The organism is Verticiella alkaliphila, assembly GCF_018904615.1.
Taxonomy (GTDB): Bacteria; Pseudomonadota; Gammaproteobacteria; order Burkholderiales; family Burkholderiaceae_B; genus Verticiella; species Verticiella alkaliphila.
In genome coordinates this window covers 14,357-26,589 of the sequence record NZ_JADCNH010000008.1, presented here as the reverse complement: position 1 = coordinate 26,589, position 12,233 = coordinate 14,357, and the positions used below count along the sequence as shown (strand labels likewise).

Annotated in this window: 7 protein-coding genes; 3 read left to right on the top strand and 4 right to left on the bottom strand. The window is 66.0% G+C overall.

Annotation, left to right across the window (positions count from 1 at the left end; translation table 11 throughout):
- Nucleotides 1–52 precede the first annotated feature (52 nt).
- On the top strand, nucleotides 53–1,894 hold the full coding sequence (locus tag IMZ29_RS07815; RefSeq protein ID WP_216182513.1) for a phosphoenolpyruvate carboxykinase (GTP): 1,842 nt from the start codon (nucleotides 53–55) through the stop codon (nucleotides 1,892–1,894).
- A gap of 58 nt (nucleotides 1,895–1,952) precedes the next feature.
- On the opposite strand, the gene IMZ29_RS07810 is transcribed toward IMZ29_RS07815, so the two are convergent.
- Nucleotides 1,953–2,840, bottom strand: coding sequence for a spermidine synthase (locus IMZ29_RS07810; RefSeq protein ID WP_216182510.1), 888 nt, complete (start codon nucleotides 2,838–2,840; stop codon nucleotides 1,953–1,955).
- A gap of 91 nt (nucleotides 2,841–2,931) precedes the next feature.
- On the opposite strand from IMZ29_RS07810, the gene IMZ29_RS07805 reads away from it, so the two are divergent.
- Nucleotides 2,932–3,468 carry an acyloxyacyl hydrolase gene (locus IMZ29_RS07805; RefSeq protein ID WP_216182508.1) on the top strand — a complete coding sequence of 179 codons (537 nt, stop codon included), beginning with the start codon at nucleotides 2,932–2,934 and terminating at the stop codon, nucleotides 3,466–3,468.
- Here IMZ29_RS07805 and IMZ29_RS07800 read toward each other — a convergent pair.
- Nucleotides 3,452–6,565, bottom strand: coding sequence for a UDP-N-acetylmuramoyl-tripeptide--D-alanyl-D-alanine ligase (locus IMZ29_RS07800; protein ID WP_216182506.1), 3,114 nt, complete (start codon nucleotides 6,563–6,565; stop codon nucleotides 3,452–3,454). The two genes, IMZ29_RS07805 and IMZ29_RS07800, sit on opposite strands and share 17 nt — an antisense overlap.
- A gap of 555 nt (nucleotides 6,566–7,120) precedes the next feature.
- Here IMZ29_RS07800 and IMZ29_RS07795 point away from each other — a divergent pair.
- Nucleotides 7,121–10,054: an Ig-like domain-containing protein gene (locus IMZ29_RS07795; protein WP_216182504.1), complete on the top strand. Its 2,934-nt coding sequence runs from the start codon at nucleotides 7,121–7,123 to the stop codon at nucleotides 10,052–10,054.
- Nucleotides 10,055–10,195: 141 nt separating this feature from the next.
- Here the strand turns inward: IMZ29_RS07795 and IMZ29_RS07790 are convergent, their stop codons facing one another.
- Together IMZ29_RS07790 and cobA are read right to left on the bottom strand one after the other, a co-directional pair.
- Nucleotides 10,196–11,461 (bottom strand): nitrate- and nitrite sensing domain-containing protein, encoded by a 1,266-nt coding sequence (locus tag IMZ29_RS07790; protein WP_216182502.1) that lies wholly within the window; start codon nucleotides 11,459–11,461, stop codon nucleotides 10,196–10,198.
- Complete coding sequence (gene cobA, locus IMZ29_RS07785) at nucleotides 11,458–12,222, bottom strand: uroporphyrinogen-III C-methyltransferase (protein ID WP_216182500.1); 765 nt, start codon at nucleotides 12,220–12,222, stop codon at nucleotides 11,458–11,460. The genes IMZ29_RS07790 and cobA overlap by 4 nt, the downstream gene beginning before the upstream one ends.
- Nucleotides 12,223–12,233: the final 11 nt, after the last annotated feature.

Here is a 12,233-nt window from a genome sequence, read left to right as displayed (position 1 = left end):
GCGGTTCCCGCGTTGCCTGCGGTGGCCGCATCACCACGGAGATTTTTCGTTCATGAATGCTGCAGTCAGCCCCAGCACCCAGGACGCGAACGCGCCCACCTGGGTGCGCCACGCACGATTGAAGGCGTGGGTAGCCGAAATCGCCGCGCTCACCCAGCCCGATCGTATCGAATGGTGCGACGGCTCGCAGGAAGAGTACGACAGACTATGTGACATGATGGTGAAGGCCGGCACGCTGCGCCGCCTGAACCCGGAGAAGCGGCCGAATTCGTTCCTCGCCTGGTCCGATCCGTCGGACGTGGCGCGCGTCGAGGACCGCACCTACATCTGTTCCGAGAACAAGGATGACGCCGGCCCGACCAACAACTGGATCGAGCCTGCCGAGATGCGTGGCACGCTGAACGGCCTCTTCGAAGGCTGCATGCGCGGCCGTACGCTGTACGTGATCCCGTTCTCGATGGGCCCGCTGGGTTCGCCCATCGCCCACATCGGCGTCGAGCTCTCGGATTCGCCCTACGTGGTGGTGAACATGCGGCTCATGACGCGCATGGGCCGCAAGGTCTATGACGTGCTGGGCGAGGACGGCGAATTCGTGCCGTGCGTGCACACCGTGGGCAAGCCGCTCGCCGCCGGTGAGGCCGACGTGCCGTGGCCGTGCAACGACACCAAGTACATCGTGCACTTCCCGGAAACGCGCGAGATCTGGTCGTACGGTTCGGGTTACGGCGGCAACGCGCTCCTGGGCAAGAAGTGCTTCGCCCTGCGCATCGCCTCGAACATGGGCCGCGACGAAGGCTGGCTGGCCGAGCACATGCTGATCCTGGGCGTGACCTCGCCCGAGGGCCGCAAGATGCACGTCGCTGCTGCCTTCCCCTCGGCCTGCGGCAAGACCAACTTCGCCATGCTGATCCCGCCGGCCTCGCTGCCGGGCTGGAAGATCTCCACCATCGGCGATGACATCGCCTGGATCAAGCCGGGCCAGGATGGCCGTCTGTACGCGATCAACCCGGAAGCTGGCTACTTCGGCGTGGCCCCGGGCACGAACGAGAAGACCAACTTCAACTGCATGGCCTCGCTGCGCGAGAACGTGCTGTTCACCAACGTCGCGCTGACCGACGACGGCGACGTGTGGTGGGAAGGCATGGGCCCGGCGCCCGCGCACCTGGTGGATTGGCAGGGCAAGGACTGGACGCCGGACAGCGGTCGCAAGGCGGCGCACCCGAATGCCCGTTTCACGGTGTCCGCCGAGCAGAACCCGGCCATCGACGAAGCCTGGAACGATCCGGAGGGTGTTGCCATCGATGCGTTCATCTTCGGTGGCCGTCGCTCGAGCACGGTGCCGTTGGTGACCGAGGCCCGTGACTGGGTCGAGGGCGTCTACATGGCCGCCACGATGGGCTCGGAGACCACCGCTGCCGCCGCCGGCGCGCAGGGTGTGGTGCGCCGTGATCCGTTCGCCATGCTGCCGTTCTGCGGCTACAACATGAGCGACTACTTCTCGCACTGGTTGAAGCTGGGCGAGCGCGTCGAAGCCGCGGGCGGCAAGCTCCCCAGCATCTTCTGCGTGAACTGGTTCCAGACCGACGAGAACGGCAAGTTCGTGTGGCCGGGCTTCGGCGAGAACATGCGCGTGCTCAAGTGGATGCTCGAGCGTCTGCAAGGCCAGGCCCAGGGCGAGGAGAACGCCTTTGGCGTGACCCCGCGCTACGACGATCTCACGTGGGACGGCCTGGACTTCGATCGTGCGCGCTTCGAGCGCATCACACACGTCGATGCCAGCGCGTGGCGCAGCGAACTGCAACTGCACGATGCCTTGTTCGAGCAGCTCAGCAACCGTCTTCCCGCGCAACTGCGCGACGTGAAGCAGCGCCTGGCGCAGCGGCTGGAGAACTGATCCGCCGTGTGGTAACCCGCCCCGGCCTTGGCCGGGGCGTCGAGGAGCCGGTCCGGCGTTACTGCCGCACCGGCTCCTTGTCCGTCAGGATCCGTGCGCCCGCGGGCCAGTCCGGCTTGTCGCGGAATCCCTGCAACTGCGCGTTCACATCGATACCGTAGGGCGCGAGCCGCGGCGCGAGCGCTTGCGCCCGCGCACGCAAGGCCTTGGCATCCGGCAGGGTATCGCGCGCGGCGATGATGACCCGATTGCTTTCGCGCAGGTTGTAGAAGCGCCCGAAGACCGCGGCATACGTGCTCGACTCCTGGGCGTACAGCCCGCTCGCCGTGAAGGTGTTGGCAGCGAGAATGCCACCGGGGGCGAGCCGCTCGCGCACCAGGGTCAGGAATTCGCGCGTGAGCAGGTGCGGCGGAATATAGGTGACGTCGAATGCATCCAGGAAGATGAGGTCGTACTGCCGGCCCTGGGCCGCCGCCTGCTCGACGAAGGCCCGGCCATCGGCGATGTGCACCGTCTGACGCGGCCCCTGCGCGAACCCGAAGTGTTCCGTGGCCACCTTGAGCACCGCCGGGTCGATCTCCACGGTATCCACCTGCGCTTCGGGCAGCACGTCCACCAAGGCGCGCGACAGCGTACCGCCCCCCAACCCGATGACGAGAATGCGCCGCGGATCGGGATGCGCAAAGAGCGCACTCATCATCATGCGTGAGTAGGCGAACACCATGTGCTGCGGGTCGTTCAGTGCCTGGCAGGTCTGGCGGCCCGCGGCACGTACGGCGCCGAAGGTCATGCAGCGCTCGTCCGCCTCCTCGTAGACCACGATGGGCGAGAAGGTCGACGGTTCGACGTGGACGACCAGCTGAGCGTTGGCCGTGTGCAACGGCCCGCAGGCAGCGGCGAGCGCAAGCGCGAGGTGAGCGGAGTAAGATCCGGTACGGGCAGTCATTGACAGAGTGTAGCGTTGGATTGAAAAACGTATCGGGTGCATCTCTGACCCCTGGCGCCCCTCCCCGTAGCACCCTCCCTGGAGTCTTCTCATGTTCTCTCTGCTTCGCGCCTCTGCCGTCCTGGCGGCAGCACTCGCTTGCGTTCCTGCGCAGGCGCAGTCGCTCCAACCCGCCAGCCGCGGCGCCTTTGGCGTGCAGTACGGTATGGACGGCGATCTGCATCGCCTGACGCTCAATTACGAAACTGCCCCGGTCTGGTCCTACCGCCTGGGTGGCACGCGCATCGACCTCGTCGGTGAGTTCGGGGTGTCGCACTGGCGCCTGCGCGACAATGACACCGGCCGCAGCCGCCTCTGGCAGGCGAGCGCCATCCCGATGTTCCAGTGGTGGCTGACCGAGCGCTTCTTCGTGGAGGCCGGCATCGGTGCGACGGTGTTCAATCACACGAGCATCGGCGAGAAGAACATCAGCACGGCGTTCCAGTTCGGCGACCATATCGGCGTGGCTTATCAATTCACCGACAACGTGCGCTTCGGCATTCGCGCCTCGCACTTCTCGAACGCGGGCATCAAGCGTCCGAACCCGGGGCTGAATTCCTATCAGGCCGGTCTTACGATGCGCTTCTGAGCGCCGTGGCGTTCGCACCCGTCTGGCGCAGGCTCGCCGCGAGCGCGCTCAGACGGGTCGCGCCCGAGCTCTTGATGAGCACGTAGTCCGCCTGCGCCAGATGCGTGTGCCATTCGGCCTGCACCGCCTCCACGTCCGGGTACCAGGCCACGTCCAGATCTGCGAGCGCCTCCGCGAGTGCCTGCATCCGCTCGCCGCACAGCACCACACGATGCGCCTGCACGGCGCGCACCGGATCGCAAAGATCGCGGTGAAATCGGATTTCGTCCTCACCCAGTTCCAGCATGTCACCCAGGACCAGCAGCTTGGCCGCCGCGGGGTGCTCCCGGGCCGTGGCGAGCGCGGCTGCCATGGACGCCGGATTGGCGTTGTAGCTGTCGTCCACGACCGTGACGCGGCGCGCGTCCACCCGGATTTCGAAGGCATCGCCACGCCCGGCGGGCGGCGTGAACGTGGCCAGCGCCGCGATCACGGCAGGCAGTGCCAGGCCCAGCGCGTGGGCCGTTGCCAGCACTGCCAGGGCATTCATCGCCAAGTGGCGTCCCGGTGCGCCCAGGCGAAGCGCCACAGCGCGGCCGGCCACGTCGGCCATGACCTGGTGCGTGGCCGGGCGGTAGGCGCGCAGGCGTATGTCGGCAGGGCCCTCCGCCCCGTACGTGAGAATGCGCAGTTCGCGAGCGCGGGCGGCCTCGATGACGCGATCGGCACAGGCCATGTCGCGATTGATGATGGCCGCGCCCCCCGGACGCATGCCATCGAAGATCGCGGATTTGCGGTTCGCTACCGTTGCCAGATCCTGGTGATAGGTGAGGTGGGCTGCGGCGATATTCGTGAAGATCGCGACGTCGGGTCTGGCGAGCCGCGCATTCTCGCTCATTCTTCCGATGGCCAGCTCGAGCACGACATGGGCGGGATCCGCTGGCAGTGACGCCAGATTCCAAGCCACGCCACGGGGCAGGTTGGCATTCTGCCGGGTGAGGCCGACCGCGCCGAAAGGCATCAGAGCCTGCGCCAGCATGGCGACGGTGGTGGTCTTGCCCGCGCTGCCGGTCACGGCAATCACGGGTGCCGTGAGCGACTGACGTGCGCGCCGCCCCAGTGCCATCACGGCGCGATCCATCGAGGGTGCCCACAGGATGGGCATGCCGGCGGGAAAGGCCATGTCCGCCTCCTGCACGAGCCAGCCGCTGGCCGGCAGCACCGCCGCGGTTGCCGGTTGCAGGCCGAACCGCATGTCGCCCGTTCTCAACACCGCAAGATCACCGGCGCGCATGGCAGGGCGGGTCGTGCAGACACCGCTCGCACGCCAGCCGGCTGGCGGGGGGCGCAGCCAGCGTCCGCCCACCGTGGCGGTCAGGGTATCTGCGTCCCACGGACCGTCTGGCGCACCTCGCGCCGCCGAGTCGTCGGGCAGCGCGCGTGCGGTGGCAGGTCGCGGGAGCCGAGGTCGTCCGCGTCTCACGTACGCCAGATACGCAATGAGCCCGGACAGATAGTGCTCGACGTCATCGATGCGCACACGAAAGCCGTGATGGCGGATGAAGCACGCGCCAAGAATGCGATCAGGGTGACGCATGAACATGGCGAACTCAGGCCAGAATATGCCATCCAGCAGACGATGGGCACGTCGCTCCAGGGCGTGCTCGAAGGCGTCGATGTCGACCTGGGCGTAGAGTGCCGCGTGGGCAGGCTCGTCACCCAGGCGCTCCAGCATGTCGCGCGCGGCCATCATGAGCTCGAGGAGCGTCGGGAAGGTGGTGGCACGCTCGGCCACGAAATCCAGATAGCCGGCCACATTGCGCACGCCGAACTGCAGGTAGGGGATTTGCGCCCGCACGCGCGTGAGCTCGTTCACGCAGTAGCTCAACCAATGATCGTGCGCGCGCCAGTGCTCCGCCCGGATGAAGTGCGCAAAGGCTTTCTCGACCAGGGCCAGCCAGGTGGCCTCCTGGGTCGCGTGATAGAGACGCATCAGGGCGAAGGCCGCCTCGCCGTCGTAATAGATGATGCGATGTTCGGCCTTGACCGCCAGCGTCGGGTAATGAAGGACGTGCGTGAACCGGCCGCTTGCCGAGTCCTGCATGCGCCGTATGCCGCGGGCCAGGGCGCGCGCCAGATCCAGGCCTTTAGCGCGCCCCGTGACCTGTGCGTACTGCGTCAGCGCGAGGATGAGGACGGCGTTGCCGCCCAGCTTGATCTCGTCGCCGGTGTCCACGAGCACCGCCACCGGCCCGTCGGCGTCGTGAGCCACGACCTTCACCCACTCACGCTCGAGGTGCGCTAACGCGCGCTCAATGGCCGCCCCCAGCGTGGGGCAATGCGTGAGCGCCCACGCCTCGATCATGGCGTAGGTGGTGCTCGCCTGGCGCAACGTGTTGTAGCCCGCGACGGGGCGGTCAAAGCACGGGTAGTGCCCGTAGGTGAAGCGGCCCTGTGCATCCACCTGCGCAGCCAGATAGCCAGACGCATCGGACACGAGTCGGCGCACGTCGTGTTCGCAGAGTTCCTTCAGCACGCGCCGCCCGGCTGCGAGCCCATCGCTGTCCAGCGCGTGCAGCCCCTCGGCGTCGACGAATACCCCCGCGGTCGTGAAGCGATGCCACGGGCCTGTTGAGGGCAACGTCCAGGCAGGGTCGGCGAAGCGGGCTCTGGCACACGTCTGCAGGTTGTGGACGTTGAGCGCGGCATGCGGCGTGCCGCTGCCGGCGTACAGGGCGGCGTGGGCGTTGAGCTCCTGCTCCGTGATCGCGGTGCGCATCTGCGTGTCGAACGCCAAGCCCTCGCGCCAGTAGTTGCGCTTGGTCTGGCGCAGCAGGGCCTGCAGCTGCGCTGACGACACCGCTTGCGCTGTCGTGACCCAGTCCACTCGCAACCAACGCCCGGTCAATCGCCGGCGTGTCATGAGCTTGTGCAGCGCCTGTACCCCATCGCGCCAGGCCACGTCGAAACGGGCCGCGCTCGCGTGGGCCACTACCGCCCTTGCCGGCCCATCGCTCACGGCAAGGAAGAGCGTGCATGCAGGGTAGGGCGCGGGCATTGGCGTCCACGCCGCCATCGCCGCGTCGCGAGCCTGAAGCAGTCGGTCAGTGAAGGACATGTCAGCGAACGCGTGAGAGGGAATGTCCCCACTATACGTGCGCCGGGGCGCGATGCGAATGCTCCGGCTCGGCGGGTCTAATCTTGCGACGTGCGCAAATTTGTTTGTGGTGTCGAGCAGCTGAAGCCGGTGCTGATGATGACGGATGAGCACGAGATCCGCGCCCCTTCTTTGCTCGATCCGCGATGCCAGACGCAAAACCTGTTTGCAGGCCGGCGATGCCTGGGTTGGCTTGCGCGCCCGACGCCGAATAAGGCGGCGATCAGAGATGGTTAATACGAAAAACCAATCGGAAATCGAGATGCATTCATGGGGCTGCATTTGCGGCCGATTCTCGACCATTCAGTGATCACAGCTGTTCACGAATCTGTGAATACAGCAGGAGGAGCGGCTATGTACCGTCAGTTTCCCCTAAGGAGCCGGCAACAAGAGTAAGAGTTTTCTACCTCGAATTCTCATGAATCATTTTTATGCAAGAGTTCAAAAAACGATTTTCTGGATGCCTGTTTATTCGATTCCACTTCCGCAGAAATGCTGGACCATTAGGAGATATCCATGGCTGCGCCCTTCGATGCCGACACGCTGTATCGCTTCATCCTGCAACGCGAACCCGACCCCGGCGGGCGTGCCTACTGGAACGATCAGATAAGCCAGCGTGGAACCGCTGCCGTCGCCTGGGATCTGATCGAATCGGCAGAGGCGCGGGCCGACGGCTATGGCATCGTCTCCGCGTTCCAGTTCGTGTTCGGGCGCGTCCCCGATGTGGAAGGTTTCGCCTACTGGAAAGATGTGCTGGAGGATGATTATGGCGTCCCGGTCCTCATCGCCTCGCTGTTCACCTCCGACGAGTTCCTGCAGAGCCCGGCCGCCTCTGATCGCGGTGCGTTCGTCACCGATCTGTACCGCAATGGCCTGGGCCGTGAACCGGATGCCGCGGGCCTCCTGTACTGGGTCAACAGCGGCTTGAGCTATCCGGAGCTCGTGACCACGTTCATGACGTCCTGGGAGTGGCTGGAGCGCGCGAGCACCAAGATCGGCGAGTTTTACGACGATGTGAACAACGACACCCAGGATTACGAAGGTTCGCTCTTCGATGTGGACGTGCCGGTAATCACGAGCATCGGCGGTGCGCAGCCGGGCGAAGGCCAGATCGAACCGCAGGCTGAGTTCGCCGGCGAAGGCCGCCCGGGCCACACGGTCATCCTGCTGATTGACGGCGTCGAGCACGGACGGGCCGTCGTCGATGAGAACGGCAACTGGGTGCTGACGCCCGACGAGACAATCGCGACGGGTGAGCGCAATGTCACCGTCGTGGCTGAGGATGCGCTCGGCGAGCGCAGCGACCCCTCCGATGAGATCTCGGTGGTGGTCGGCGCAGATGATACTGACGCAGATGCAGATGCAGATGCAGATGCTGATGCTGACGCTGACGCAGATTCTGATGTGGAGTCCCCGCTCGTCGAAGAAGTCGTCAATGTCTTCGATGACGGCACGGTGACGGGCGCCATCGTCTCGGGGATCGCGGTGCCGGGTAGCCTCGTGGAGATCCGTGATGCTGACGGCTTAGTCGTTGGCAGCGACACCGCCGATGATGATGGTGCATTCGAGATCCCGACCAACGGCCCTCTGGCCGACGGCGAGACCTACGATGTGGTCGCCATCGTCGATGACGTCGAGAGCGATGCGGTCCAGATCGTGGGCGACCAGACTGCGCCGGATGCACCGATCGTTGGTGGTGTCATCGACGTTCTCGATGATGACGGCCAGGCCACTGGCACCCGCGTGACGGGGGACGCCGAGGCAGGCGCGACCGTGGAACTGCGTAACGAAGCGGGCGACGTCCTGGGCTCAGGGCTGACCGATGAGGATGGACGCTTCGAACTCATCACGGATGGCGCGCTGGAAGACGGTGTGTCCTATGACGTCGTGGCCATCGATTCGGCGGGTAACACCAGCGACGCGACGGAAGTGACGGGTGGCGTCACCGTCGTCGAGACGCCTGACGTGGAGAGCGTCGTCAACGTATTCGATGACGATGGTATTGCCACCAGCACCACCGTGACGGGGACGGCCCAGCCGGGGAGCACGGTTGAGATCCGTGAGGTGGGCGGCGCGGTGGTAGGCTCCATCGCAGTCGATGACGACGGTGGCTTCTCCATTCCGACTGACGGGCCTTTGGCCGACGGCGTGACCTATGACGTAGTCGCCATCGTCGGTGCGCTCGAGAGCGAGCCGGCACAAATCGAAGGGGACCTGACCCCGCCGGACATGCCGACGGTGGATGCCGTGACCAACGTGGCGGATGACGAAGGCACCGGCATCGGCACCAGCGTCACGGGCACCACGGACCCCGGGAATGTCGTGGAGATCCGTGACGCCGAGGGTGAGGTGATCGGGTCGACGCAGGCCGATGACGAAGGCAACTTCGAGCTGGTCACCGAGACGCCCTTGGTGGAGGACGAACCGTACGACGTGGTGGCCATCGACGGCGCGGGCAACACCAGTGAGCCCTCGGAAGTGACGGGGCCGGACACTGCCGAAGATGGCCTCAGCCCGGTCGCAAACGGCCTGGGGGTGACGGCCAACGTCGAGCTCAGTGGGGTGGAGACAACGGGTGAGTTGCCCGAGGCGTCCGACTCGGTTGCGCTTGGTCTCTACATCGGCACACCGTTCTCATCGTACGAGTTCTCTGTGCCCGCGGATGTCACCCGGTCTGTCGACATCTCGGCTGAGACAACAGGCGTCTTGACGCTCAGCGTGGCGCCGGAGGTGCGACTGCAAGTCTTCAATTCAGAAACTGGTACATGGGAGACGTTGGCGACCTCGGAGACCAGTGCGTTGATTGAAGTGGGCTTGCTTGGGAATCGCAACGTCGATATCAGCATCGATGATCTCGCCACCGGCCAGTATCGCGTCGAACTTTATGCTCCCGTCAATGTAGGTCTGCTTTCCGGGGTGGACTACAGCGGCACGTTCGTCGACCTTAGTGACGTCACCGCCGTAGGCCAGGATCTCACCGGTGTGCTGACTGAGGGTGACGATCTCGGCCCGGGCAATCTGGCTGTCGTGCACATCCAGAACGAGGAGGGCGACTTCGTGCCGGCAGACGGTAGTGCGATCGCCGGTTTGTATGGTGAGTTGACCATCGATGCGCAGGGTAACTACACCTACACGCCGAACGATGATGCTGATGTTGTCGGCGAGACCGATAGCTTCATCTACAAGCTCGTGCATCCGAATGGTCGGGAGAGTGACGAGGCTCAGTTGACGATCGTGATCGAGGCCGCTCCGGCTACAGATGACGGCGATGAGATTCAGGGCGACCTCGTGTTGCTGTCCGTCGAATCCTTCCTTGAGGGTGAGGACCTGGTCTTCGACGAGGGCGCGGATGGGGTGAGCGACACGGCCGATGCCCCCACGCCCGAACCCGACGTGCTCGCCGAGTTGGTCGGCGTGCCGCAGGACACGGGAGGTGAAGCGATCATCTGAACGCGGTGTAGGGGTTGCCTGGGACATCACCTCGGCACCCTGCAAGGCGACGCCCCAGACCGGTCAGGCTGGGGCGTTTTCTCTGCGATTTGAAGGGCAGGTGCCCCCAAAGGATGATGCGGATCAGTCCAGCTGGCGGAATCAGCGCTGCTTGCGCGCCTCCGTCAGGATCTCCTGCGCCACATCCGCCAGCCGCCGGCCACTTTGCATGGCGGCCTGCTGCAGGCGCTCGTGGGCGGCGGCTTCGGTCATCCGCAGATGACGGATCAGCCAGGCCTTGGCCTGCTCCACCGTCTTGCGTTCGGCCAGGCTGCTGCGGGCCTCGTCGAGTTCGTGCGATACCTGTTGCAGGCGTTGCGCCTGCGTCTGCACGAGATCCAGCAGCGAGCGCGCCATCTGGCTGCCAACGCCATCCTGTGGCGCGGCGTCCAGCACATGCTCCTGCAGGCTGAACACGCGGGGCAAATCCGGCTCGTCGACCTGTTCGGCCAGGCGGCGCGACAACACGCGGTGATTCTCGAGTTCCCGCCGGGTCTGCACGAGCCGCGCCTGGCTGCGCTGCAGCAGGGTCTGCACGAGCAGGTTGTCCACCGTCTTCATGGCGTCGATGCGCTCGGTGAGCAGATCGAACCACGTCTGGGCAAGGCCAGGATCGACGGGCTGTGCAGGCGACGTGCGCCAGGCGATATCGCGCAACGGCTGCACTCGGGACTGATCTGCGGCGATGGGTGTCCAGGCCCGCAGGACGTCGTCGCCCGCGTGCTGGGCGAACACCGCAAAGCAGCGTTCCTGCGCATCGCCCAGATGCCGCAGCTGCGCCTTCTGGGCGTCGGTGAAATAACCCGCGCTGAAGCCTGCCGTGCCGCAGGCCCGTTCCTGCCCGCTCAGCTCCTTGCCCTGGAGCAGGTTGAACAAGGCCACGAGGGTGCGTGTGAGTTCCGGGTCGAGGGCCGTGTCGGCCGCCTCGAAGACCAGCGAGAGCAACGCGGCGATGAGCCGGGTGAAGGACTGGGTCGCGCTGTCGCCATCGACGCCCTGATCGCGGATGCGCCGACGCAGGCGCGGCAGTTCGTCCAGTCGATAGAGGACGTCTGCCACGCGGCTCAGCAGGCGCGCCTGATCCGGACCATGCTCGGCCGCGGGGTCCACGTGCTGCAGGCAGTGCCGCACGTGTGTCTCGTGGGCCTGGGCCGCGTCAGTGAGCCCGTTGAGTGTGTTGAGCAGCGGAGTATGCGGCTGTCCGAGGTACAGGTTGGCGTAGCCGCGCTCCTTTTGCAGGGCGTGTACGAGCTGGCTGGTCACGCCGACGAGCTCGCAGGTGCGGGCAAGTTCCTCCAGCCCGCGCAGCTCGCTGCGGCGGGCTGCCAGCAGGTAGCGCAGCGGCAGGGGCAGGTGATCGTCGGTCATGCCGCCATTGTCGCGGTTTTCTCGGACGCGGCGGGGGCGGTCTCGCCCAGCACTTGGTAGGCCGCGACCTCGCCGATCACGAGCACGGCCGGGCTGCGCAGGCCGAACTGCCGGGCGTCCGCCGCCAGCCGGCCGAGCGTGGAGCGCGTCTCGCGCTGATCGGGCAGTGACGCGCGCTCGATCATGGCCACCGGCGTGTCCGCCGGCATGTCGGCCGCGAGTAGCTGACGTTGCGTCTCGGCCAGAGTGGCCACGCCCATGTACACCACCAGCGTGGTGCCCGTGCGCGCGAGCGCTGCCCAGTCCGGCGTGGCGTCGTCCTCTGTGTGGGCGGTGACCAGAGTCACGCCACGGGCTACGCGGCGCTGCGTGAGCGGAATGCCGCAGGCCGTGGCTGCGGCCAGCCCGGCGGTGATGCCGTTCACGATCTCACAGGGCACGCCGTGCGCGCGCAGCCACAGCGCCTCTTCGCCCGCTCGGCCGAAGATGCACGGGTCACCGCCCTTGAGCCGCACCACGCACTTGCCCTGGCGCGCATACCGCAGCATGAGGCGCTGGATGAAGGCCTGCGGGGTGGAGCGGCAGCCGCCGCGCTTGCCCACGCGGACGATGCGTGCCGTGGGGGCATGCGCGAGGATCTCCGGGTTGACCAGGTCATCCACCAGGACGACGTCGGCTTGCGCTAACGCGCGCACAGCCTTCAACGTGAGCAATTCGGGATCGCCGGGGCCTGCGCCCACCAGCCAGACGGTGCCAGTCATGAGGTTCTCCA